The following is a 23,604-nucleotide window of genomic DNA, read 5'->3' as shown; positions in this document are numbered from 1 at the left end:
TGGGTATTAGCTAAAGCCCGATAACTCTATTTCATACAGGAGGAGGTTTATTTGATGTTCAACAAGAAGTTCGTTTTTCCCATGCTGGCGCTGTTTACTGCAGCGGGTCTCAGCGGTTGCAGCAGCTCCGGTCCGGGAACAGGCAGTGAGCATTTTCGCACCTTAGCGCAAGAAAGTGTGGATCAGGCGGAATATCTGCCCGGGGACTTTCCGATTCCTGTGGGTGCAGGCATTACGTTTACAGATGGGGAGCTGGTGGGCGGAAAAAAGTCATCTATGCTGATCTTTGAGACAGAAGAGAGTATGGATGCACTAGGAAGTACATATAAAGAGTATGTTAAGGCCAAGGAACTGGATCAGGGCACACAAATTGTGGATTCGAACAATTTGATTATTAACGGTAAAGTTCAAGGCGATTACTCTTATTCTATTATAGGGAGCAGCCTGGACAAGAAACCGGGCGGTGCCGAAGTGATTGTTACGTGGATCGAGAATTAAGCTATTCACACTGTTTTACATATATTTCCGATTTAACCCCAGTTTTACTAAAGCCGACCCCGGAGGTTTCGTGGGCCGGCTTTATTTATTATTCAGGATTTGCCGCACTTAACATTTCCATAACATTCCTCTAGAACAGAATTGACATTCGTAGATGAAAATAACATTAGCAGTTACCTAAGGGAAAAGGGTGAATCTAATTGAAGAATAGTAAATGGTTGAGTGCGGCTTTGGCTTCTTCGCTTCTTGTAACAGGAGGAGTGGTAAGTGTTTTGGCAACAAGCAACAACGCTGAGGCCGCCGCCGTCCAGTCAGCTGCAGTCAAGGAAGGTACGACTACGTGGACTGTGAACGGTACACCAGTTGCACTCAGCACAATAGACAAAAACGGCTATAGATTGTATTCGCTAAGTCAGGTTGCCGGAGAGCTTGGAGCCTATGTGAAAGTCAGCAGCAACGGTTTTGAACTCAACGACAGCAAAGGATTACATACTCTGCAAATTCAAACGGGAGCTAAAAGCTATCTGGTAGATGGTACCAAGCAGGAGTTCACTGTAGCACCTGTTTTCTATAATGGTAAAACTTATGTAGAACTGACAAAATTGGTCACTGGTCTTGGCGGTGAGCTGCAGGCGGATTCGGCTACTATTCTCAGCTTTGCCCTCCCGGAAGGTGATTTTGATACACTGCGCTGGAGTACGGATGGAAGCCTGATCGCCAATAAAAGTGATGCAGAAACAACCCAGCTCTTGAAATTCAGCAACACACCGGGGAATTACGATCTGTTCTCCTCCAATGACGGAGCTGTCGGTTTCGCCGTTTCTGCTGACCAGAAGTGGGGTGCGTTTAGTGACGAGACAGGCCAGCTCAAGCTGATCAACCTGTTCAATGGGGTGATCACACCGCTCGGCAAGGATACCAGTGTTAAGACCGATTTGGTATGGTCGGAGGACGGCAAGAAGATTTACTTCATCCAGGGCGACAAGCAGGAGAAGATCGCTCAAATTTCACTGGATACCGGAACGGTCAAAACCTTGCTTGAAGATAAAGTAGAGAATAAATCCGAGCTCCGCGTATCCGCTGACGAGAAGAACGTGGTCTATATCGTCAACGTTACCGGTGTAGCCAAAAATGATGCGGACAGCACCGAGGATTCGCTGACAGTAGATTTCAGCAAGGCTGGAGAACAGCTGTACAAGCTGGATCTGACAACCAAGGATGCGAAGCCGGCAGCCTTGACGACTGAACTGGATAACAAGCTCTACCCGGAAATTTTGAATAACGGCAGCGTTGTGTATCTGAGTGCAGATCCCGAAGGCAACGCGGCGAACAGCCTGAAATCAATCGCAGCTGATGGCAAAAGCTCGAATATTGCCCTTGATGGCGAAGCGAACTGGGCAGCTGGTGTAAGTGGTGGTCTGGTTGTATCTGCTGTGACGGCGGACGGAAGTACCGTTATTTATGCTATCAGTGCTGACGGGGCCAAGAGTGAGCTGTTCCGCACAGCCGAAGACGTGACGGAAGTGTCTGCTTCTCATGACGGCAGCAAGCTCGCTCTCGTTAGCGGCGGCACACTCTGGCTGGTTCAGAACGGCAAAGCCCTGCAGCTGTCGAAATAAGATTATGTTCCCTGCTTCAGAACCAACAACATTTAACGGCGCAACCGCCGGGAGGAGATTTTATTCATGAAGATGTTCAAAAAATTTACAGTTACAGCACTGACCGCGGTTATCGCGGTAACCGCATCGTTTGCCGGAGTGGCAGCAGCGGCTGACACACTTAAAGGCAAGATCACAGTAAACGGCTCGACAGCGCTGCTGCCGTTGACGCTGCAAGCAGCCAAGGAGTTCCAGAAGCTGCACCCTAAAGTGAAGATCGCTGCTTCAGGCAAAGGCTCCGTTACCGGACCGCAAGCCGTGAAAAAAGGCATCGCCGACATCGGTGCTTGTGACTGGGATGCCAGCATCGACGTTCCGGGCTTTAAAGCTTTTGACGGACAAGTGGCAAACAAGGTAGCTGTCATTCCTTTCGCCACTATCGTGAACAAGAATGTGGGCGTAGACAACCTGACGACGGAACAGCTGGCAGGTATTTACTCCGGTAAAATCACCAACTGGAAGGAAGTCGGCGGATCGGATGCGAACATTGTCGTGATTACCCGCGCTTTCGGTTCTGGTACACGCGTAAACTATCAGGCTAAAGCTCTTGCGGGCGGAGATATCGTCAAGAAAGAGAAGAACTACAAGGAGACCGGTTCAAGCGGTGATATGAAGACAGCCGTTGCCACTACACCTAATGCCATCGGTTATATCGACCTTGTCTATGTAAGCGGCAGCGACATCAAAGCCGTGAAATTCAATGGCATTGAAGCATCTACAGACAATGTGATCAATGGCTCGTACAAAATTTGGGCCTATGGTTATTACATGACTAAAGGTCAGCCAACCGGTGTTACCAAAGAGTTCATCGATTATGTTCAGAGCAAAAAGTTCCAAACGGGCTCGCTCAAAAAGCTTAAATTCATTCCGATCGCAGCAATGAAATCCTAGTCATCATTCTCCACTATATTGAACGGTACATGCGGCCAGCCCCGGATTCCACACGGGGGTGGCCGCTTACAGGAGGGAACGTATGGGGGCACCAGTCCAGGGCCTGGCATCAAGGGCACAAAAGGGTCTATCCGAAGTTAAAGTCAGTGAGAAACGCCACAGCAGACATTTGTTCAGCAATACCTTATCCCGCTATTATTTTATATTCAGTATTCTTGCGCTTTGCTTTGTGCTTGGACTAGTTATTATTTTCATCGGCAAAACGGCGCTGCTTCTGTTCGCTCATCTCTCACCGGCTGAATTTTTCTTCTCCTTTAACTGGACGCCGGAAGAAGATGCCTTCGGGGCTGCTGCCTTCATTGTAAATACATTGTCGCTTACAGCACTGACGCTGCTGATTGCCGTGCCGGTCTCTGTAGGCATGGCCGTGCTGTGTGCCGAAATTGCTCCGAAATGGATGAAGAACTTTATCCGGCCAGTGCTCGACCTGCTCGTCGGAATTCCTTCTATAGTATATGGTTATCTGGGCCTTACGGTCCTTCTGCCTTTTCTGCGCAGAGTCAGCGGGGAAGGGCTGGGTGACGGACTACTCGCTGCTGCGCTCGTTCTGGCATTGATGGTGCTGCCGACGATCTGCCGGATCAGCGACGATGCTATTGTTGCCGTTCCGCGCAAATACCGGGATGCCGCTTATGCCCTTGGATCAACCCGCCTTCAGGTCATTATGCGGGTGATCCTGCCTGCGGCCAGCAGAGGCATCATCTCGGCCATCATCCTCGGGATGACCCGGGCTGTCGGGGAGACCATGGCCGTTGTCATGGTCATCGGCAATACCCCGCAGCTGGCCAAGACACTGTTCACGCCCTCATCTGTGCTGACCAGTAATATCGTCATGCAAATCTCCAATGTGGAGTTTGACTCCACCTGGAACTATGCGCTGCATATGATGGCTTTCCTGCTGCTGCTCATTTCCTTTGTGCTGATCCTGGTGATCCGCATTCTGGGACGGAAAAGGAGGGAAACGTAATGAACGGTTTCACACGTACCCGTTATACTGCCCGTGCCCAGCGGCGCAATAAAATTGCGACCTTTGGTTTTTATACCCTCGGCGCTCTCGTGATGCTGCTGATCTTCTGGCTGCTCTTTACGATCCTGAGCAAGGGACTGCCGGCGCTCAGACCCGATTTCCTGATCAAGCAGCCGGAGGAGATTGATCCCGGCGGAGGGATCGGACCAGTCCTGTTCAACTCCTTCTACATCCTGTTCATTTCGCTGTTGATTTCCATACCGATTGGGATCGGCGCCGGCATCTACATGGCGGAATATGCCCCGGACAATCGCTTTACCGGCGCGTTGCGCATCTGCGTGGAGTCGTTGTCCTCGGTACCCTCGATTGTGTTTGGGATGCTGGGTCTGGCGATTTTTGCCGAATACTTCGGTGTCGGCCTGACGATTCTTGGCGGGGGTGTCAGCCTGGCGCTGCTTAACCTGCCGATGCTGACCCGGGTAACGGAGGAAGCTGTGCAGGCAGTTCCCCGTGAAATCCGTGAAGCCGGCTATGCGCTCGGCATGACCAAATTCCATGTCATCCGCAAAGTGGTGCTTCCGGTAGCGATGTCGTCGATTGTCACCGGTATCTGCCTTGTGGCCGGCCGTGCCTTCGGCGAATCAGCGGTTATTATTCTGACCGCAGGACTCAGTACCTCAGGAGAAATGTGGGACTTTAATCTGTTCTCGCCTGGAGAGACGCTTGCTGTGCATCTTTGGTATGTGCAATCTGAAGCCATTGTCGAAGATGCGCGGCAGATCGCCGACAAATCGGCGGCCGTGCTGGTCTTCGTAGTCCTGCTGATCAACTTTGTCTTCCGCTTCCCTTTATGGCTCGGAAATCGCCGCAAGGGGCGCTGAACAATTAAATTACATTGAATACAAAAAAACAGACTGCCAGCAGCAGCTTCATGCCGCGAGTGCAGTCTGTTTTTGTATGGCGGATAGGGAAGGGAAAGAATCCCGAATGTTAATTGCTTAAAATTCTTAATAACACTAAAATGAAAGCAGTTACATATTAGTTAGTCCCTAACCAGGAGGTGCGAGTCATGGCGGAGCATATGTCCGAGAAGGAACTCAATAAACTGATTAACATGCTGGAGCTTTCACGGATTGAGAGTGAGGTGAGCATCGAAGAATCTTTTATGGAAGATGATAATTCCGACAATGAAAGGGATGGACGGCTGCTGGTCCGGGCGGGAAAGATATTTGTTCAGGACCCGCTACCAGGCGGAGCACCGGCAGTGATATCGGCTCTGCTCCCGGTGCTGCTTCATGTAAATGGTCAAGTGCTTACAGAGCCGTCAGCTGTCACCTCACAAGACATCATCGAATGGGAGATCGTCGAACCGCCGCTTTATACCATTACTGTTTCTGAGGACAGGTTGCTGGCCTTTTTCACCTTATTTGGATCAAAAAGATTTCCCTGGAAATTAAACGACCATTTCACAGCCAGCATAGTAGAGGTGAAAGCATCGCAGGATTCAGCGAATGTCATCGGCATGCTCGGCCTGAATCAGATCATTGTTGATTTTGAGCAAAAGAAGATCCTCCAGAACCTGAACATCTCCGGTATTCATGCCGAACTTCAGAATCCGACCTATCAGCCGATTACTGCTGCCAAAGGGAGAGCGGCTGTGCCTGGGGAGAATGCGTGTCTGGAATTGTTTTTCTCCGAGACGATTGAGAATGAATTTAGTGAAATTGAAGGACAGGTGGATTACCGCAGCCATCTCCGCATTCCTTCAGTGATCCGCGGTGAGGTCATCGCCCGTAAGATTCCGGTCGTCGAAGGAATTCCCGGCTATGATGTATATGGAGAAATTCTTTATCCGCCTGAGCCTGCTGATCTTACAGTGACTGCAAGGAATAACACAGTGCTGCTGATCAACAATGAGGTTCGCGCACTGCGCGAAGGCAGGCCCCGGGTGACTGGCGACAAAGTCAAATGTTTTGACATCTGCACCTCATACCTCGTTCCCGGCAATGTGAGCATCCACACCGGCAATATCGTCTTCTCAGGTGATGTGGTTATCCGCGGCAATGTAGAGGACAACATGATTATTGAATCCTTGGGCAATGTCTATGTTTCCGGAAGTGTCTACAACTCCACAATTACTGCTACCGGGAGCATTCTAGTGAAAGGAAACGTGGTTAACAGCAAGCTGTATTCCGGTTATTTCGGCGTCATGTACAACCGGATCTACAACTTCTCCAAGCAGCTGATTGAGGAGTGCAAGGTCTTGCAAAATGCTACTCAGATGCTCGTACAAGCCGTACAAAGCCACAAAAAGAGTGTGAAGTACGGACAGGCCGTGCTGCTGCTGCTGGAAAGCAAGTTTCAGAAAATCCCCCAGCTCATTAAGGAGCTCCTCTTGGTGCTGGATACGGTGAAGGCTTCCTTTCATCAGGATCTGGAACAGCCCCTGCATTTTCTCAACCTGTTCCTGAAGCCGGTGCAGCTGGTCGATTTCCTGACAGAGACTTCGCTCAGTGGAGTCATCGGTATATTGGAAGAGCTGCATGTTGGTGTCGCACGGATGCAGGAATCCAAAGTGGAGGTTAATATCGGCAAATGCCAGAACAGCACACTGAAATCGAATGGGGATATTAACATCCACCGGGACGGCATTGTGCAGAGTGAACTGTTTTCTTCGGGGAATATTACGTTTCATAAGACGTTTTCGGTTTGCCGTGGCTCCAAGCTGGAGGCAGGAGGGAACATTTTAGCCTATTTTGTCGGCGGGGAGAGCGGGGCGCAGTCTTACCTGAAGGCCAAGCAGAGCGTTACTGTCCGCAAAATGTACATGGGCAAAGTAACGATCGACCGTTATACAGCCGATATTATGGAGCCGGTAGAGAATATCGTATTTGATACCGAAACTGTGCGGATGATTAAGCTCCGTATGGATGCCAAGTGAGCATAAGGGCAGGGAATGGGTGGGTTTAATCATACCCTGTTGAATGGCCAGCAATCCTGAGATATGGCGAAGAAGCCTTTCCGGAGTGACCCGGAAAGGCTTCTTCGAGTTGTCCTGAAGGAATGAAGTTCAGACTACTGCAGTGCTCCGCGCACGAATCCGTCTGCAGCCAGCAGTCTGCTCCGCGCTTCCTCAGCATCCACATTGGCCAATATCATAATAATGGCAGTCTTTACATGGCCTTCTGCGCCATGATAAGCCGCTTCAATCTGTTCGTCGGAAGCATCGGTGGCCAGTCCAATAATCCGTTTGGCCCGGTGCACCAGTTTTTTGTTGGAGGGATTCAGATCGACCATGAGATTACGATAGACCTTCCCGATCCGGATCATGGCGGTGGTGGTCAGCATGTTGAGAATCATTTTTTGTGTGGTGCCTGATTTCATCCGGGTAGAGCCCATGATGACTTCCGGGCCAACCACTGCTTCTATGGTTAGTTGGCCGAGGCCAGCCATCGGTGTTCCGGGGTTGTTGCATAGGCCGATGACAACCGCTCCAAGTTCTCCGGCACGTTTCATCGCCCCCAGAACATACGGTGTGCGCCCGCTGGCGGCAATACCGATAACCACATCCTTCGCTGTGATGCCGGAGGAGTCGATATCGGCTGCACCTAATTCCTCGCTGTCTTCCGCACCCTCAACAGGATCTTTAATCGCCTGAAACCCTCCGGCAATCAATCCCTGAACCATAGCCGGGTCTGTGCCGTAGGTGGGCGGACATTCGGAGGCATCAAGAATGCCGATTCTTCCGCTCGTTCCGGCACCTACATAGAACAATCTTCCGCCCTGCTGAAAGGCATGGACGATATAGTCCGCAGCGATGGCAATCTGCGGGATAAGCCCTTGAATACACTCGGCGACCAGCCGGTCTTCATTATTAATCAGCTCCATGATTTCAGTGGAACTGAGGTTATCGATATCGCTTGTTTTATCATTGAGCTGCTCTGTAATCAGGTTGTCCAAAATAGGATTCATGAGGTTTCTTCCTCCTGCCAGTCTATTCTTGTCTGTATGGGAATTCTTTATAAAGGGTAGAGGCATCGTGATAGGTGATGACATGCTGGATCATAAGTCATTAAACAGCTTGCGTGCAGTCATGGCTGCTCCGGTGGATGGCGGAGCCCCAAGGCTCCCATCTACGAAATTCAATCTGCCAAAAGTTTTCCGCAGGCTGCTGCAGAAGATCCCGCGGAAAACTGGGGAATACCTGAACACCGAGCCGCTGAGCACTACGGGATAATTCTGCAGACTGGGGCTGCGGCGAAGCAGGGCCGCAGCAGTATCGCTTAAGGCTGCAGCTTCTTCGGTAAGAATGGCGATAGCAGCAGCATCTCCGGCTTCAGCCGCCTGAATGCATACCTTTGAGAAGGCGGCAATTTCTGCTTTGGAATGGGAAGGGATATAAATATATCCCTTCAAATCCGTAATGAGCTTAAATTCGTATTCCTCCATAATCATATCGGTCATTATCGTGGGCCTACAAACACTGTCATAGCTGCGCATCACCGTTTTGAGTGTACGGAGTCCGATTTGATATCCGCTGCCTTCATCTCCAAGGTAATGTCCCCAGCCACCGGTGCGGGTGCCGGATCCATCCGGAAGATAGCCGTAACAAATCGATCCGGTGCCCGAGATGACCAGCACCCCGTGATTGCTTCCCACTGCGGCCATCAAAGAAATCTGTCCTTCTGATTGTATAAACACCGGAATAGATAGTTCTTGTTTCAATACATGCTGCTGAACGGCCCTCTTAAGGAGGGTTTCTTCATCAATGCTGGAGAAACCTGACACAGCGAGACATATTGCTGCAATTTCATCGACATTTATCGACAGTCTCTCTATCAATCCGTCAATAGCTGACATGATTTCTGTAAGCGCTGTCCCGAAGGAGGCACTATGCGGATTGGATGGACCTCCAATATAACGGGCGAGTAATGTTCCCCGCTCATCCAAAGCGGCTGCATCGGTCTTTGTGCCACCTCCATCAAGGCCTAAGAACACTTTCATCGATCAATCACCACTTTGATTTTTTACTAATTATATGAGATGAAGAGCATAAAGTAAAATAAAATTTCACAAGAAAAATAAATGTTGAAATTTTATTTTACAACTCATATAATGAATTCAATCCAAGGTTTTGGGAGAATATCAAACCTTGAGAGTTAACAAAGCTAACATTGTTTTGTGGGGTGTCGGTTCAAAGAGAGTTCTATTCAATAGGGAGGTGCATCGATTCCAATGAATGGCGGTTTGATTCGTTTGCGGGAATTGTATGAAACACTAAGTCCGTCGGAGCACAAGATTGCTGCGTATATCCTGCAGAATCCGGATGAAATGATCCAGCTCTCCATCGCTGATCTGGCTACGAAGAGCGGATCCAGCCAGGCGGCAATCGTCAGGCTGTGCAAGTCCATCGGCTTTAAGGGATACCAGGATCTGAAGATTAAAGTGGCCGGTGATCTTCAGGGCAGAGACCCGGCAATCATTGGCTACCAGGAGATTCGTCCCAATGACACGATCTCAGCCATTATGCAGAATGTATCCAATAATAATATTCAATCGATCCGGGATACTCTCACGATTTTGGATGAAGCCATGGTTGAGCGGGCGGTTGAAGCGATTGACCGGGCGAAGGTGATTTATTTCTTCGGAGTGGGAGCCTCCAACCTGATTGCGATGGATGCCCAGCAGAAGTTTTTGCGGATTAATAAGATGAGCTTCTCTTTTGCCGACCCGCATGTCCAGTTAACGAGCGCCATAACCGCAACTGCCGACGACGTGGCTGTATGCATTTCATACTCCGGCGAGACCAAGGAGGTTATCCGGGCAGCATCCATTGTGAAGGATAATGGGGGAACCGTGATCAGCATCGCGAAATATGGTAATTCCACTTTAAGCCGGAGCGCGGACATTCCTTTATGCACCTCCGCCACCGAAAATGAAATCCGCAGCGGAGCGATGGCTTCGCGGATTACACAGCTTAATCTTATCGATATTTTATATCTCGCCGTTGCAAGCCGGAATTATGAACAGTCCGTTACTTATCTCGAAAAGAGCAGACAACATATCAAACGGCTGTAGCCGGAAAAATAAGGGGAGAAGAAATAATGAAGAAAAGTTTATTGCTTAGTATGGTTCTGGTTATGATGCTGATCAGCGCATGTGGCAACTCCGGAGGCAAGGAGGCGGCAAGCAGCCCGGATGCCAAAGATACCGTTACCGTCTGGACTTATCCGGTGCATGGAGCCTATGAGGATGAGCTAAAGGGTCTGGTAGCAGATTTCCAAAAAGAACATCCGAACATCACCGTGAAGACGGAAGTGCTGTCGTGGGCGGAGGGTCCGAAGAAATTCGACGTAGCCCTGAATGCCGGCAGCCCGCCTGACCTGTACTTCCACAGCGTGGATGGCACCTATGTCAACACTGGGCTTGCGCTTGATCTGGATCCGTACATGACGGACGACATCAAGAAGGATTACCTTCCGGGAACACTGGAGCTCGCCCAGATTGGCGGCAAACAATACGGCCTGCCGCTCTACCAGTTCCAATGGGGCTGGGGCGGAAACAAACGGATTCTGGAAGAAGCAGGCATTGACTGGGCTTCGATTCAGCAAAAAGGCTGGACTTGGTCTGAATTTGAAGCCGCTGCTGCCAAGCTGACCAAAACCTTGGGCGACGGTTCCACCCAATACCCGCTGGTGACAGACGGAACATCGCTGGATTTCATTGAAATGCTGTCCCGCAACAACAATATGCCTGATGTTCTGGATGAATCCGGTGCTTTTCAGTGGAATGATGAACGCATCCTTGACACACTGAGCTTTATTAAAGGCCTGCTGGACAAAGGCTACATGCCCAAAGAGACCGCAGCCATTGCTCCGGCCAAACGTTCCGATATGTTCTATGCCGGACAAGCCGCCATTATTTCCAAAGCCATCCCTTATTATGACGTAATGATTCAGAACCGGAACAAGGATATTGATGCAGGTACGATCACTGGCGAGAAAATTAATTTCGTGCTGCTGCCGGTTCCACATAATGATGCTGCTCCAGCCAAAACTACGATGGGCGCAGAAGGCTATATCGCCTTTAAACAGAAAAATGATAAAGGCGAGCAGCATGCCAAAAATACATTCCTCGTGTTGGATTATCTGAGCAGTGCTAAAGCCGGTAATTCCTCCAATGAGCTGGTGCTTCCATTTGTACGTCAATCGCAAGCCGATCTGTTTGCAGGCAAAGCGCTTGGAACTGAAGAGACGATCAAAGCTTCCGCCATCATGGCTAAGAACATTGCAATGCCTGTAACACTGAAGCTTGACACCGCTATTGCAGCTCAAATGAAGCAGTTCAAGGAGCAGGTTGTAACACCGAATATCCAAGCCCTGTATTCCGGGGAGAAATCACCTGAGGCTATCGCAAAAGAATTCAATAGTAAAGGAAGCCAAATGCTGAATAAGTAGTTTTCTAAGGGGGGCGCCCTGCACACTTGTTGAATTTGGCGCCCTCTCTTACAAGAGGAGGAGGAAAGGGATGACGACAATCGCGCCAAAGCGGACGCGCAGTTCCGCCGGCAGGTTATGGCGTGAATATGGATGGGCGTACCTGTTTATCCTGGCACCCGTTCTGCTGTTTCTGGTGTTTACACTATATCCGGTCGTATCTGCCTTGATCATGAGCTTCCAGCAGTACAACATTATGAACTCCACCTGGATCGGCTTCGACAACTATGAGCGGCTGTTTCAGGATTCAACCTTCTGGAAATCGATGTGGAATACCGTTATTTTTACGGTGTGCACGGTACCGGTTAATATTGTCATTACGTTTGTGCTGTCCTATTTAATCTACCAGATGAAGACCAAATGGCAGACCTTTTTCAAGGCTACATTATATCTGCCGGCAGTTGCGTCCGGTGTCACGATATCCATCGTCTGGCTGGCGATTTTTGATCCGACGAATGTCGGGCTTCTGAACCGGTTTCTGGAATGGTTTGGCCTTGATCCGGTGATCTGGCTTGGACAGTCCAAGACTGCACTCTTCTCGCTGATTCTGATGAACTGGCTCGGCTCGCACGGAGCGGGAATCATTCTGTATCTGGCGTCGATGGGCGGAGTTCCGAAATCACTCTATGAAGCGGCTGATATTGATCATGCCAGCGGCTGGACCAAATTCACACGGATTACCTGGCCTTTGCTGAAACCGACCACTCTATATCTGCTCGTAACGGGAGTGATTACTTCCTTCCAGGTCTTTATCTCGGTGTACATGATGACCCAGGGCGGGCCGAACTTTGCGACAACGACGATTGCTTATCTGATCTACCAGACGGCGTTCCAGTTTTATGAATTTGGCCTGGCTTCGGCGCAGTCGTTCGTGCTGGCGTTTCTGATTATCCTGGTCTCTGTCATTCAGTTTAAATATTTCTCGAGTGATGTCGAGTATTAGGATGGAAGGGGCGAACCTGTAATGAAAACTAGATCAAAGACCATCTTTCTATGGGTGGCGGTGGCTTGTCTTGTAGTCTGGAGTATAGTAACGGTTATTCCGCTTTACTGGATGATTGTCGGTTCCGTGCAGGACTCTGCTGCATCCGCCAGTTTCCGGCCAAGCATGCTGCCGGAGGCTTTCTCGCTCGCTCCATATGACCGTTTTTTTGCCAAAACAGCGGCCTGGCGCTGGCTGTTCAACTCTTTGCTGATTTCATCGGTCCTTACCATTACCAATGTGTTTTTCGCTTCCCTTGCGGGATATGCTTTTGCTAAATTGAAATTCCCCGGAAGCAACGCGATTTTCTGGGTGCTGCTCAGCACGATGATGATCCCGGCACAGGTAACGTTGATTCCGCTCTATATTCTGATCGTCAACGTGTTTAATCTCGGTGACAGCTATACCGCGATTATTCTGCCGACGGCGATCACGGTTGGCAATATCTTTTTGATGAAGCAGTACATGTCCTCTCTTCCGACCTCGCTGATTCATGCGGCGCGGATCGATGCCTGCAGCGAGTTCGGCATCTTCTGGAAGGTTATTCTTCCGCTGGCAAAGCCCGGGCTTGCCGTACTCGCAATTTTCACCTTCGTCGCTTCCTGGAACGAATTTTTCTGGCCTTTCCTGATTACGAATTCGACGGAAATGCGGACGATCCAGGTCGGACTGGCTTCCTTTGTATTCGCAGAGTCTACGGATTTCGGAGCGATTATGGCAGGGGCAACAGTTGGTGCGCTGCCGATGCTGATTCTGTTCTTCTCGCTGCAGCGCTATTTCCTGCAGGGCATTACTATCGGTGCTGTAAAAGGCTAGATTAATTGTTGATATTCTCAAAATTCACAGGGTTAGATATGAGGGGGAAGAGCAATGGCACGAGTTGAATTCCGCAATGTGCGCAAACAATTTGACGATCAGAACAAGCAGACCTTTACGGCGGTGGCGGGTTCCGATTTTGTTATTAATGATAAAGAATTTGTTGTGTTCGTCGGACCTTCAGGCTGCGGCAAAACCACCTCGCTGCGGATGATCGCAGGCCTGGAGCAGCAGACAAGCGGGGATATTATCATCGGCGAGCGTATCGTAAACAACCTTCATCCTAAAGACCGCGATATTGCGATGGTGTTCCAGGATTACGCGCTGTATCCGCATATGAGCATCCGCGAGAATCTGTCCTTTGGACTGAAGAACCTGAAGAAACCGAAGGATTATATTGAGAAAAAAGTTCAGGAAGCCGCGACCATTCTCGGACTCGAAGAGATGCTGGAGCGCAAGCCGCGCGAGCTGTCCGGAGGACAGCGCCAGCGCGTGGCCGTCGGCCGGGCGATTGTGCGTGATCCGCAGGTGTTCCTGTTCGATGAGCCGCTGTCCAATCTGGACGCGAAATTGCGGATTCAGATGCGTGTGGAGCTGGGCGAGCTTCATAAACGTCTCGGCGCTACAATTGTATATGTTACGCATGACCAGGTAGAAGCAATGACGCTTGGTGAGCGGATTGTTGTTATGAATAAAGGTGTTATTCAACAAGTGGCTTCCCCGACCGAGCTGTATGCCAATCCCAAAAATATGTTCGTAGCCGGATTCATCGGCTCTCCGGCGATGAACTTTATTGATGCCCGGATTGAACAGGGGCGTGTAGTTATTGATGGTGCGGAATTCCTGCTGTCAGAGGATGCGGCAGCCGGTCTGCAGGGCTATAACAACCGGGAGATTATTCTTGGCATCCGCCCGGAGCATATCTACGGTGATGACTTCGCACCGGGAGTTTCTACAGAACATCAAATGCAGGCGCATATTAAGGTAGTAGAGCATCTGGGTTCCGAGAATTTGGTCTATTTTAAAATCGGCAGCCGGACGGTAACCGCCAAGGTTCATCCGGAGACGAAAGCCTACAATAATCTCGATAAGCAGTTTATATTCGATCTCAGCAAAGCGCGTTATTTCGATCCGGCAACAGAAGAAAGAATTGTCTGGTAGAACAGCTGGCTATAAGGGTTGCAAGGTAGAAAGGGGAGACAAGCAATGCAGAAACTGAATCAAGTCTTGGTGAGTACAGGAGTGGAGTCATTCCGGGAGATTGTGCCGATTGCGCTGCTCAGTCTGGCCAGTTCGGCTATGCTGGTGCCGGTGGTCATCTTTGCGCCTGTAGCGTTGTCATTTATCCTGATTCCGCTTCTTTACATGCCGCTGTTTTTCGGCGTGTTCCATGCGTACCACCGGAGAACGGAAGGGAAGAAGCTGAGTGTCCGGGAGATGCTCAACGGTGCGCGCAAGGGTTTTGGGCCGGCAGTGGCGTTCGGTCTGCTATGCTCCTTGCTGGTGCTGATTTTATGGTCAACCTGGTGGTTCTATGGAGGCCGTGACGGGGCGGTAAGCTGGACGATTGCCATTTTTCAGACCTATTTTGTCGCTATGGCGCTTGTCTCCCAATTCTACACCCTGCAACTGGTGATTCAGCGCCGAATGGGCATCTTCAAGGCCATGGGGGAAAGCGTCAAGCTGTTCCTCCGTTATCCGGCTTATACCATCGGGGCCTTCTTCCAGGCGCTGGTTGTGGGGATCATGCTGACTGTGACCGTAGTAGGTTTCATGGCGCTGTTCAACGGCATGCTTGCCGTCTATCTGCATAAAGCTGCTTACAATGTACTTCATCCCGATGAGGATGATGAGCAGGAGGGTGTGCCTGAGACGAGTGAGCTCTATGCAGGCGGGAGATTGCTATGAACCGGAGGGAAATGCACAGCGGTTGTCCACAGTACTCTGTTATGCCGGAAGGGGGATTGTCATGCGCCTACAGGTAAGCTGCGGGGTGGATAGCTCCGCTGGCATCATTGCCGGAGGTGAATTGTTATGAGCCTACAGGTAAGCTGCGGGGTGGATAGCTCCGCTGGCATCATTGCCGGAGGTGAATTGTTATGAGTCTACAGGTGAGCTGCGGGGTGAATAGATCCGCTGGAGTCATTGCCGGAGGTGAATTGATGGGTCTACAGGTAAGCTGCGGGGTGGATAGATCTGCTGGTGTCATTGCCGGAGGTGAATTGTTATGAGTCTACAGGTGAGCTGCGGGGTGGACCGGCTGACCGCAGGTTTGTCCCATCCCCTGCTGGATGGGCAGCGGATCGGGCTGGTTACAAATCCTACCGGCGTAACGGCGGACTTCCGCTCCAGTGTGGAGGTGTGCCGGAGTCTGGGATCTTCTAGACTTACGGCACTTTTTGCGTGTGAACATGGCATATACGGCCAGCACCAAGCCGGTGTGAAGTTCACGGATGAGCTGGACGCGGGGCTGGGGATTCCGGTGTACAGCTTGTACGGGATGCATAAGAAGCCGGCGCCTGAGATGCTGGATGAGGTGGATACGCTTATTTTTGACATTCAAGATCTGGGAGTGCGGTTTTATACGTATGTATCAACCTTGCTGTACGTAATGGAGGCCTGCGCGGAAAACGGTAAAAGTCTGCTCATACTCGACCGTCCTGCCCCGCTTGGCGGAACCGGCAGCGAAGGCGGGATTTTGGAGGCTGGCTACGAATCCATGGTTGGCGCCTGGTCCATGCCGATCCGCACGGGGATGACCATCGGGGAATTGGCGCTTATGGCGAACGACAAGAGAGGGATTAGCTGTGTTCTGGATGTCATCCCGCTGGAAGGCTGGAATCGTCAGCTGGAATTTATGGACACGGGTCTCCCGTGGATGATGCCCTCCCCTAATGTGCCGACGATCGACACAGTGAGAGTTTATGCTGGAACCTGTTTCTTTGAAGGAACGAATCTCTCAGAAGGGCGGGGAACCACACGCCCGTTTGAGTGGGTTGGCGCACCATGGCTGGATGGGGCACTTCTTGCCGTAGCGATGAAGAAGCATCAGCTTCCGGGTGTGCACTTCCATCCTGTGTATGCAACACCAACCTTCTCCAAACATCAAGGAGTATTATGTGGCGGTGTGCGATTATTCGTGACTGAGCCGCAGGCTTATGAATCCGTACGTACCGGACTTACCATGCTGCATGAGGTGTGTTCACTCTATCCAGAGCAGTTTCAGTGGCTTGCTCCGCCGAAAGAAGGCGGGAGATACTTCATAGATTTATTGACCGGCGGGGAAGTGGTGCGCAGGCACATTGGCACAGCAGAGGGGCTGCGGGAAATCATTGGACAATGGCAGGATGAAAGCGAAAGATGGCTGATGTTGCGGAAGCCTTATCTTCTGTATGAATAGCTAAAATCTGATTTGGGGAAGGCAGGCGGTGGCAATGGATTGGCGTGAGGCAGCAGTACAAGAGAGCGGCCTTGATATGGTGGTCGCCGATATGAGTCTCAGTGACAAAATCGGGCAAATGCTGATGTGCGGTTTCGAAGGAACCGCTGTGCCGGACGACGGAATTCGAGAGCTTGTTGCAAAAGGCGGGATCGGCGGCGTTATTTACTTCGCCCGCAACGTAGAGACGCCTGAGCAGGTAGCCAGAATGACCGATGAGTTGCAGCAGGCTGCAGCGGAAGGCGGCAAGGCTCCTCTCTGGATCTCCATCGACCAGGAAGGCGGTATGGTCGCCCGCATTACTGAAGGCGTGGCGCTTATGCCCGGCGGAATGGCTATCGCAGCGGCCGGATCGGTAGAGGATGCCTATCAGGCGGCTTTGATCAGCGGGCGGGAACTGAGCGCCATGGGCATTAATTTGAATTATGCTCCTGTGCTGGACGTGAACAATAATGCGCGGAATCCGGTGATCGGCGTCCGTTCCTTCGGCGAATCGCCGGAGAAGGTAGCCGATTATGGCGCAGCGACGATCCGCGGATTTCAGGATGCAGGTGTCGCGGCTACGGCTAAACATTTTCCGGGCCACGGCGATACCGATGTGGATTCCCATCTGGATCTGCCAACCGTTAGACATGACCGGGCGCGCATGGACAGCGTAGAACTGGTTCCTTTCCGCAGAGCGATTGCCGAAGGTGTGGATGCCATGATGTCGGCGCATATCTACTTCCCGGCACTTGAGCAGGAGAAACTTCCGGTTACGCTCTCGAAGGCAGTTCTGACCGGTCTGCTACGAGAAGAACTGGGCTTCGGCGGGATTATCATGACCGATTGCATGGAGATGAACGCCATCGCCGAGCACTACGGCACCGTTGAAGCTTCGGTGCTGGCCATTGAAGCCGGGGCTGATATCGTTCTGATCAGCCACCGCGCTGACCGTCAGCTGGCTGCAAGTGAGGCTATCCTTCACGCGGTCGCTGAAGGCAGAATCAGCGAAACCCGCATTGACGATTCTGTGCGGCGGCTGCTTGCTCTGAAGGTGAAGCGGGGTGTGATCGCAGCCGGACCTGCTGGCAGGGCCGGTGCGGCGGATTCCGATGCTGCGGATTCTTCGGCAGCGGGTTCAAGGGCCGCAAGTGCAGGGGGTGCTGGAGCTGTCAGTGCAGAGGGTACAAGTACTGAGGGTGCAGGAGGTGCGAGTGCTGTGAGTGCAGAAGGTACAAGTGCTGGGGGTTCCAAACTGTTGGAGATAGAAGACGAGCATGCTCTAAATCCCGCTGCGATGGATGTTGAATACGGACACGTGATCAGCTCTGCCGCAGCATATGCAGGTCTCAGCCTGCTGGAAGCTCCGCCGCATGTAGAAGTGGCGCGCCGTATCAGTGAAGCCAGCATCACCCTGGTCCGCAATCATTCCTCTGTGCTTCCCCTACAACGGAAGAAGACGCTAGCAGTTACGGCAGCGCCCGTAGTAGCCACTCTTGTGGATGAAGCTTTTGGCGAAACCGCCGGACTTGGTACGATGCTGAGTAAATATGGACTGGATTGCATTGACCGTGTCGTTCCGGCAGGTGATATTGCCAGCTATGCTGCGGACCTGCTGGAGGCAGCGCGGGTTGAGGACATTGAGCAGATCGTTGTAGGCACCTACAACGCGCAGTTTAATCCCGATCAATGCAGTTTGGTGGAATCCTTGCGGGCGCTTGGCAAGCCGCTTGCGGTTGTTGCCCTGCGCAATCCTTATGACCTGCTGGCAATGCCTAAGATAGAGACTTATGCCGCCGCATATGAAGGGCGACCGCTTGCGCTGGAAAGTGCAGTCAAGGCGCTGCTCGGGCAAATTCCGTTTCAGGGACGACTGCCGGTATCGCTCGGGGATAAATATCCGGCGGGCTGGGGCCTTAGCTTATGATTGGCCCGCTCTGGACTAAACAAAAGTCTGTCGTAGTCGGTTTAATGTCCGGCACTTCGCTGGATGGCATTGACGCAGCGATTGTCTCAATAGAAGGAAGCGGATTGGCTGCCAAGGCTGAACTGCTGCATTATTCCTCTGTGCCCTATGACGACGGGCTTCGGGAGCGGCTGAAGGAGCTGTGCACGATAGAACATTCATCGGTGGACCTGGTATGTGGCATGAACGTATATCTGGCGGAACGGTTTGCCGAGGCGGCCATAGAAGCGGTACGCAGTGCCGGAATGGAGCTTGATGAGATTGATCTCATCAGCTCCCACGGCCAGACCGTTTGGCATATCCCGGAAGCGGCAGCCGATGATCCGCTTCTCGTCCGTTCCACGCTCCAGCTTGGCGACTTGTCTGTGCTGGCCAAGGAAACAGGCCGGCTTGTGGTCGGGGATTTCCGCCCGGGTGACATGGCAGTTGGCGGGCAGGGAGCGCCGCTGGCACCTTATGGAGACCTGATTCTGTTCCGCCATCCGGAGAAAGGGCGTCTGCTGCAGAATATTGGAGGAATTGGAAATTGTACAGCACTTCCTGCCGCAGCGGGTCCGGAGGATGTGTTTGCCTTCGATACAGGCCCCGGAAACATGGTTATTGATCAGACTGTATATCTGCTGAGCGGCGGACAAATGTCTTATGATGACGGAGGATCGTGGGCTGCGCAGGGAACACCAGACGAAGTGCTGGTGGATCAAATGCTGCAGCATCCTTACTTTGCGCTGAAGCCGCCTAAGTCTACAGGCCGGGAAGTTTTCGGCAAAGCTTATGCCGAACAGTTTGTGAGCCTGACCCGGGCACGCGGCTTGAACGATGCAGATATTGTAGCCACTGCTACCGCCTTTACCGCGCGGACGATAGCTGAAGGTTATGTGAGGTACGTATTCCCAGTATGCCAAATTGACGAGGTCATTGTCAGCGGCGGCGGTGCGCATAATGCTGCACTGCTGGCTATGCTTCAGCAACAGCTGCCGGAACAGGCTGTAATAACCTCAAGCGTGCTGGGTTTCAGCGACGACGCGAAGGAGGCGATTATTTTCGCCTTGCTGGGCAATGATTTCATGCACGGAGTCGCCAATAATCTTCCTTCGGCCACAGGAGCGTCCCGCCCGACAGTGATGGGCAAGCTGGCGTTTCCGTAGAGGGATTTGATTTTCACATGCGCAGTTAACTGTTGCTGCGTAAACGAAGGTAGTCGAGAAACTTAGGCGCCAGGTACGCAGACAGCGGGTGAAACGCAACCGGTAGTTTACGCCTGATAGGTGAATTCAACCAGTAGCAGCCGGTAGGTGAATTTAACCAGTAGATAAACGCAGCCAGTAGGTGGATCTAACCAGTAGATAACCGCAGTCGGTAGGTGGATCTAACCAGTAGATAAACGCAGCCAGTAGGTGGATCTAACCAGTAGATAACCGCAGTCGGTAGGTGGATCTAACCAGTAGATAAACGCAGCCGGTAGGTGGATCTAACCAGCAGATAACCGCAGTCGGTAAATAGGCAAATGCCCCGCTTGTTATCAGGCGGGGTTGTTTCTTTTATGCATGGAGCTTGAGGTGTTAAAGGAAGGAGGACAATGGGAAGAATTCAAGCGGAATCTGTATCTGCTGACGAAAGGCGCTATTGCTCACCCGCTTCGGACCCAGGAGTCCTAATTATTGGAGATCAGGCTGATTTTAGGCGCATCCGGACTGAGGAGATGTTATTTGTGCTAAAATCCCCGATTTAGGTTGAATTTCTTATAAATAACGTCCCTGGAGTCCGCGACTCCCCCGGATGTCTGGTAATTGACTAAATAGCGTCCCCTGAGTCCGCAGTAGCCGAGATGACACAGAACTGAACCACTAGTATTTTCGTTTGTGGTCGCTCAGCACCCAACGGACTTCATTCAGAGATATGGTAGTCCCCCAATGGGCATCGCTCGCCGTTCCAGACGTCTAACGAACCCCCGGGGGCTTCACAATTCTAGATGCCTAACGACCAGTCAGAAGGCATTGCGTTGCCGGACGCGCCAACGTCCAGCTGACATCGTGTTCCCGACATTCTAACTCCGAACTGCACTGAATTCTCAGACGCGCCTGCCTGCAGCGGGCTCCGCTCGCCTGAACGCAGAAACAGCCTCCCCGAAGGAAGGCTGTTTCTGAAAGGACGTCCCGGAAGGGATTCGAACCCCCGACCGTGCGCTTAGAAGGCGCATGCTCTATCCAACTGAGCTACCGGGACATAATAGCTTGAGCGAAAAGCAAGCAAAAATTATGTTATCATACATAGACAACTTTTTCAACTTGTTTTTTTGAAACCTAGCCGGGATATGCTATAATCTACAATTGACTAAGGTTCGGAGAAAAGGAGGTGCCCTCATTAATCATTCGAATTCCCCTGCCAAAGAGAATGTCGTGCTGTTTCCGAAGACGCTGGATTACTATCAGATTCAGCTCACGGTGATGCTGGAGAGTGAACGTTATGGGGAAGCGATGGAACTGCTGCGCTTTTTGCTGCAATGCCAAGGTCAGGAAGAGCGGCACTACGAGGAATGGCAGTCGCTGCTTAGCTGGCTGGAGGCGGCCTTTCCGTACGCTGCCCAGGGCGGAGATGCGAAAGATGCCGCTCCCGGTGAAGAGCAGGATCTTAAGGAAGAGGACATGGCCCGCATACTGGCTAAATCGAAGCAGGAAGAGGATGCGGATTATCCTGATAAGTTATTGAAGCGTATCATGAACGAGCCGCTGTCAGAAGCGACGATCCTGGCACTGGAGCAGCTTTCTTATCTGGAGGGCGGACATGTCGACGAGACGCTGACAGACTGGCTGGAAAAGGCAACCGTTCATCCGCTGCTGCAATTCCGTACACTGCAGACCCTCCGGAGGCGCGGCGCACAGGGAACCATTAAGCTGATGCGCGGACAGGAAGCGTCGATTGTGGAGATTGAGACGGTACCCCTGCAAAATGAGGATTTCCCGCTGCAGGTAAGCCAAGTGATGGAACGGGTGGCTGAGCAGGCGGAGGTTCATGAGCCTACACTTTATTATTTTGCCCAAGAGCTTTGGGGACAATTTATCATGTCGATTTACGGTTCGGCCGAATATCGGGAATTGTTGGACGGAGAGGATGCGCTGCTCGATATTTGGGCGGGTGCGCTGCATCAAATGGTATCAGAAAGCCTGAACGGAACGCGGCAGGAGGAAGAAACACGCGGGATGTACGGGATAACGGGAGGCATGCGCTTTCAATTTGAAGGAGCCTATCGTTCTCTCAAAGGATTTGTAAAGAGTTCTCTACTTGATAAATAAAGCGATGTTGTATATAATATAATGGTTATTCTGTGCGTGAATTGCGTGATTATTTAAAGGTAAATATGTAACCTATTTTTGGAGGGAAAAGTATATTATGAAGGCAACTTGGGAAAAAATAGAGAAGAACCTTGGAGTTCTTGAAGTCGAAGTGGAAGCAGAACGCGTAGCTGCAGCACTCGACAAAGCTTTTAATAAAGTGGTTAAGAAAGCAAACGTACCTGGTTTCCGTAAAGGTAAAGTGCCTCGGCCGATCTTTGAATCCCGTTTTGGTGTAGAAAGCCTGTACCAGGATGCCATCGACATTCTTCTTCCTGAAGTTTACGGCGAAGCTGTTGAGCAAACCGATATTTTCCCGGTAGACCGTCCTGAAGTGGACATCGAGCAATTCGCTAAAGGTCAAGCATTTATTTTCAAAGCGAAGATCACTGTTAAACCTGAAGTGAAACTGGGCGAGTACAAAGGCCTGGAAGTTCCGGTTCAAAAAGCTGAAGTTACAGAAGAAGAGCTGGATGCCGAACTGAAACGTCTGCAAGAACGTCATGCTGAACTGGTTGTTGTTGAAGATGAAGCGGCAGCTAATGGCGATATCACTGTAATCGACTTTGACGGTTCCGTAGATGGCGTGCAGTTCGAAGGCGGCCAAGCAGAACGTCATTCCCTGGAACTTGGAAGCAACTCCTTCATCCCAGGTTTTGAAGAGCAGGTTGTAGGCATGTCCACTGGTGATTTCAAGGATGTAGAAGTTACTTTCCCTGAGGCTTACCATGCAGAGAACCTTGCAGGTAAAGCTGCTGTATTCAAAGTGAAGCTGCATGAAATCAAACGCAAACAGCTTCCTGCCCTGGATGACGAGTTCGCCAAAGATGTAAGTGAATTCGACACACTGGAAGAATACAAAGCAGATCTGAAAGCACAGCTTGAATCCCGCAAACAGGAAGAGCTGAAAGGCGTTCGTGAAACTGCAGTAGTTGACAAAGCAGCAGCTAATGCTGAAGTGGAAATTCCTGAAGCAATGATCACCAGTGAAGTTCAAAACATGGTTCGCGATTTCGACAACCGTCTTCGCCAACAAGGCATGAACATGGATATGTTCCTCAGCTTCTCCGGCCAAACCCGTGAAGATCTTGAGAGCCAAATGAAAGACGATGCCGAAAAACGCGTCCGCAACAACCTGGTGCTTGAAGTGATCGCGAAGGAAGAGAAAATTGAAGTTTCCGAAGAAGAAGTGACCCAAGAGCTCGCTTCCATGGCTGAATCCTTCAAACGTTCTCCTGAAGAAATCCGCAGCATCCTTGCAGCTAACGGTTCCCTGAGCAGCTTGAACGAAGAAATTTCGCTGCGCAAGACCATTGAACTGCTCGTATCCAGCAGCGTAGAAGTTGAAGCAACTGAAGAAGCTGCTGAAGAAACAAGCGCTGAGTAATTTTTTCTGGAGTTATATTTTACCTAGAACGGCCAAGCAGTAGTACGGCCTCCATAGACAGTTGATAAGGCACGTAAGTTAGTTACGTGCCTTATTTTTATCGGGTGCTGGCGTTTCGAGGTACATAACCGAA

20 protein-coding genes and 1 tRNA gene are annotated in these 23,604 nt (G+C 51.1%); 18 read left to right on the top strand and 3 right to left on the bottom strand.

The genetic code is table 11. The features are described 5' to 3' along the window. The first annotated feature begins 54 nt into the window (after window positions 1-54). The 6 genes from NST07_RS27875 to NST07_RS27850 all read left to right on the top strand — a co-directional run bounded on the left by NST07_RS27875 (window position 55) and on the right by NST07_RS27850 (window position 7,015). The gene (locus tag NST07_RS27875) at window positions 55-498 is read left to right on the top strand and encodes a hypothetical protein (protein ID WP_341095861.1); all 444 of its coding nucleotides are present in this window, start codon (window positions 55-57) and stop codon (window positions 496-498) included. 272 nt (window positions 499-770) lie between these two features. Continuing rightward, on the top strand, window positions 771-2,117 hold the full coding sequence (locus NST07_RS27870; protein WP_341095860.1) for a stalk domain-containing protein: 1,347 nt from the start codon (window positions 771-773) through the stop codon (window positions 2,115-2,117). A gap of 66 nt (window positions 2,118-2,183) precedes the next feature. Beyond that, complete coding sequence (locus tag NST07_RS27865; protein ID WP_341095859.1) at window positions 2,184-3,047, top strand: phosphate ABC transporter substrate-binding protein; 864 nt, start codon at window positions 2,184-2,186, stop codon at window positions 3,045-3,047. 82 nt (window positions 3,048-3,129) lie between these two features. Continuing rightward, window positions 3,130-4,074, top strand: a complete 945-nt coding sequence (gene pstC / locus NST07_RS27860) for a phosphate ABC transporter permease subunit PstC (RefSeq protein ID WP_341095858.1) — start codon at window positions 3,130-3,132, stop codon at window positions 4,072-4,074. After that, window positions 4,074-4,955, top strand: coding sequence for a phosphate ABC transporter permease PstA (pstA, locus tag NST07_RS27855; protein ID WP_341095856.1), 882 nt, complete (start codon window positions 4,074-4,076; stop codon window positions 4,953-4,955). Before pstC ends, pstA begins: the two co-directional genes overlap by 1 nt. A 188-nt stretch (window positions 4,956-5,143) precedes the next feature. Then, window positions 5,144-7,015, top strand: coding sequence for a FapA family protein (locus NST07_RS27850; RefSeq protein ID WP_341095855.1), 1,872 nt, complete (start codon window positions 5,144-5,146; stop codon window positions 7,013-7,015). A gap of 134 nt (window positions 7,016-7,149) precedes the next feature. Here NST07_RS27850 and murQ read toward each other — a convergent pair whose 3' ends face one another. Both murQ and NST07_RS27840 read right to left on the bottom strand, forming a co-directional pair. Continuing rightward, a complete protein-coding gene (gene murQ, locus NST07_RS27845; protein ID WP_076110734.1) occupies window positions 7,150-8,046 on the bottom strand; it encodes an N-acetylmuramic acid 6-phosphate etherase in 897 nt (298 codons plus the stop codon). Window positions 8,047-8,136: 90 nt separating this feature from the next. Continuing rightward, entirely contained in the window at window positions 8,137-9,078 is a 942-nt protein-coding gene (locus NST07_RS27840) for a BadF/BadG/BcrA/BcrD ATPase family protein (RefSeq protein ID WP_342480580.1), read from the bottom strand. A 231-nt stretch (window positions 9,079-9,309) separates the two neighbouring features. Here NST07_RS27840 and NST07_RS27835 point away from each other — a divergent pair, with 231 nt between their 5' ends. The 10 genes from NST07_RS27835 to NST07_RS27790 all read left to right on the top strand — a co-directional run bounded on the left by NST07_RS27835 (window position 9,310) and on the right by NST07_RS27790 (window position 19,900). Further along, on the top strand, window positions 9,310-10,152 hold the full coding sequence (locus NST07_RS27835) for a MurR/RpiR family transcriptional regulator (protein ID WP_038595850.1): 843 nt from the start codon (window positions 9,310-9,312) through the stop codon (window positions 10,150-10,152). Window positions 10,153-10,178: 26 nt separating this feature from the next. Continuing rightward, on the top strand, window positions 10,179-11,531 hold the full coding sequence (locus NST07_RS27830; RefSeq protein ID WP_341379664.1) for an extracellular solute-binding protein: 1,353 nt from the start codon (window positions 10,179-10,181) through the stop codon (window positions 11,529-11,531). Window positions 11,532-11,601: 70 nt separating this feature from the next. After that, a complete protein-coding gene (locus tag NST07_RS27825; protein WP_038595844.1) occupies window positions 11,602-12,513 on the top strand; it encodes a sugar ABC transporter permease in 912 nt (303 codons plus the stop codon). 21 nt (window positions 12,514-12,534) lie between these two features. Beyond that, window positions 12,535-13,368: a carbohydrate ABC transporter permease gene (locus NST07_RS27820; RefSeq protein WP_341379663.1), complete on the top strand. Its 834-nt coding sequence runs from the start codon at window positions 12,535-12,537 to the stop codon at window positions 13,366-13,368. A gap of 54 nt (window positions 13,369-13,422) precedes the next feature. Then, complete coding sequence (gene ugpC / locus NST07_RS27815; protein ID WP_038595838.1) at window positions 13,423-14,529, top strand: sn-glycerol-3-phosphate ABC transporter ATP-binding protein UgpC; 1,107 nt, start codon at window positions 13,423-13,425, stop codon at window positions 14,527-14,529. Between the two features lie 45 nt (window positions 14,530-14,574). Then, the gene (locus NST07_RS27810) at window positions 14,575-15,276 is read left to right on the top strand and encodes a hypothetical protein (protein WP_342480579.1); all 702 of its coding nucleotides are present in this window, start codon (window positions 14,575-14,577) and stop codon (window positions 15,274-15,276) included. A 191-nt stretch (window positions 15,277-15,467) separates the two neighbouring features. Beyond that, a complete protein-coding gene (locus tag NST07_RS27805) occupies window positions 15,468-15,599 on the top strand; it encodes a hypothetical protein (RefSeq protein ID WP_341095848.1) in 132 nt (43 codons plus the stop codon). Further along, window positions 15,596-16,768: a DUF1343 domain-containing protein gene (locus tag NST07_RS27800; RefSeq protein ID WP_342480578.1), complete on the top strand. Its 1,173-nt coding sequence runs from the start codon at window positions 15,596-15,598 to the stop codon at window positions 16,766-16,768. The genes NST07_RS27805 and NST07_RS27800 overlap by 4 nt, the downstream gene beginning before the upstream one ends. Window positions 16,769-16,802: 34 nt before the next feature. After that, window positions 16,803-18,716: a beta-N-acetylhexosaminidase gene (gene nagZ / locus NST07_RS27795; RefSeq protein WP_341095845.1), complete on the top strand. Its 1,914-nt coding sequence runs from the start codon at window positions 16,803-16,805 to the stop codon at window positions 18,714-18,716. Next, window positions 18,713-19,900: an anhydro-N-acetylmuramic acid kinase gene (locus tag NST07_RS27790; RefSeq protein WP_341379660.1), complete on the top strand. Its 1,188-nt coding sequence runs from the start codon at window positions 18,713-18,715 to the stop codon at window positions 19,898-19,900. Before nagZ ends, NST07_RS27790 begins: the two co-directional genes overlap by 4 nt. A 1,004-nt stretch (window positions 19,901-20,904) precedes the next feature. Here the strand turns inward: NST07_RS27790 and NST07_RS27785 are convergent. Continuing rightward, window positions 20,905-20,978: transfer RNA gene (locus NST07_RS27785), tRNA-Arg, on the bottom strand. 221 nt (window positions 20,979-21,199) lie between these two features. Here NST07_RS27785 and NST07_RS27780 point away from each other — a divergent pair. Both NST07_RS27780 and tig read left to right on the top strand, forming a co-directional pair. Next, the gene (locus NST07_RS27780; RefSeq protein ID WP_341097771.1) at window positions 21,200-22,045 is read left to right on the top strand and encodes a hypothetical protein; all 846 of its coding nucleotides are present in this window, start codon (window positions 21,200-21,202) and stop codon (window positions 22,043-22,045) included. A 97-nt stretch (window positions 22,046-22,142) separates the two neighbouring features. Then, window positions 22,143-23,471, top strand: coding sequence for a trigger factor (gene tig, locus NST07_RS27775; protein ID WP_341095840.1), 1,329 nt, complete (start codon window positions 22,143-22,145; stop codon window positions 23,469-23,471). Window positions 23,472-23,604: the final 133 nt, after the last annotated feature.

Origin of the sequence: Paenibacillus sp. FSL L8-0340, assembly GCF_038593145.1 — a bacterium.
In the GTDB taxonomy this organism is placed as follows: Bacteria; Bacillota; Bacilli; order Paenibacillales; family Paenibacillaceae; genus Paenibacillus_AQ.
This window is presented reverse-complemented; position numbering and strand designations above follow the sequence as displayed.

Bases quoted from the DNA above. Each gene is read 5' to 3' on its own strand.
- NST07_RS27875 (WP_341095861.1), top strand. From the start codon at position 55: ATGTTCAACAAGAAGTTCGTTTTTCCCATGCTGGCGCTGTTTACTGCA.
- NST07_RS27865 (WP_341095859.1), top strand. From the start codon at position 2,184: ATGAAGATGTTCAAAAAATTTACAGTTACAGCACTGACCGCGGTTATC.
- pstC (WP_341095858.1), top strand. From the start codon at position 3,130: ATGGGGGCACCAGTCCAGGGCCTGGCATCAAGGGCACAAAAGGGTCTA.
- pstA (WP_341095856.1), top strand. From the start codon at position 4,074: ATGAACGGTTTCACACGTACCCGTTATACTGCCCGTGCCCAGCGGCGC.
- NST07_RS27850 (WP_341095855.1), top strand. From the start codon at position 5,144: ATGGCGGAGCATATGTCCGAGAAGGAACTCAATAAACTGATTAACATG.
- murQ (WP_076110734.1), bottom strand. From the start codon at position 8,046: ATGAATCCTATTTTGGACAACCTGATTACAGAGCAGCTCAATGATAAA.
- NST07_RS27840 (WP_342480580.1), bottom strand. From the start codon at position 9,078: ATGAAAGTGTTCTTAGGCCTTGATGGAGGTGGCACAAAGACCGATGCA.
- NST07_RS27835 (WP_038595850.1), top strand. From the start codon at position 9,310: ATGAATGGCGGTTTGATTCGTTTGCGGGAATTGTATGAAACACTAAGT.
- NST07_RS27830 (WP_341379664.1), top strand. From the start codon at position 10,179: ATGAAGAAAAGTTTATTGCTTAGTATGGTTCTGGTTATGATGCTGATC.
- NST07_RS27825 (WP_038595844.1), top strand. From the start codon at position 11,602: ATGACGACAATCGCGCCAAAGCGGACGCGCAGTTCCGCCGGCAGGTTA.
- NST07_RS27820 (WP_341379663.1), top strand. From the start codon at position 12,535: ATGAAAACTAGATCAAAGACCATCTTTCTATGGGTGGCGGTGGCTTGT.
- ugpC (WP_038595838.1), top strand. From the start codon at position 13,423: ATGGCACGAGTTGAATTCCGCAATGTGCGCAAACAATTTGACGATCAG.
- NST07_RS27810 (WP_342480579.1), top strand. From the start codon at position 14,575: ATGCAGAAACTGAATCAAGTCTTGGTGAGTACAGGAGTGGAGTCATTC.
- NST07_RS27805 (WP_341095848.1), top strand. From the start codon at position 15,468: ATGAGTCTACAGGTGAGCTGCGGGGTGAATAGATCCGCTGGAGTCATT.
- NST07_RS27800 (WP_342480578.1), top strand. From the start codon at position 15,596: ATGAGTCTACAGGTGAGCTGCGGGGTGGACCGGCTGACCGCAGGTTTG.
- nagZ (WP_341095845.1), top strand. From the start codon at position 16,803: ATGGATTGGCGTGAGGCAGCAGTACAAGAGAGCGGCCTTGATATGGTG.
- NST07_RS27790 (WP_341379660.1), top strand. From the start codon at position 18,713: ATGATTGGCCCGCTCTGGACTAAACAAAAGTCTGTCGTAGTCGGTTTA.
- NST07_RS27780 (WP_341097771.1), top strand. From the start codon at position 21,200: ATGCTGGAGAGTGAACGTTATGGGGAAGCGATGGAACTGCTGCGCTTT.
- tig (WP_341095840.1), top strand. From the start codon at position 22,143: ATGAAGGCAACTTGGGAAAAAATAGAGAAGAACCTTGGAGTTCTTGAA.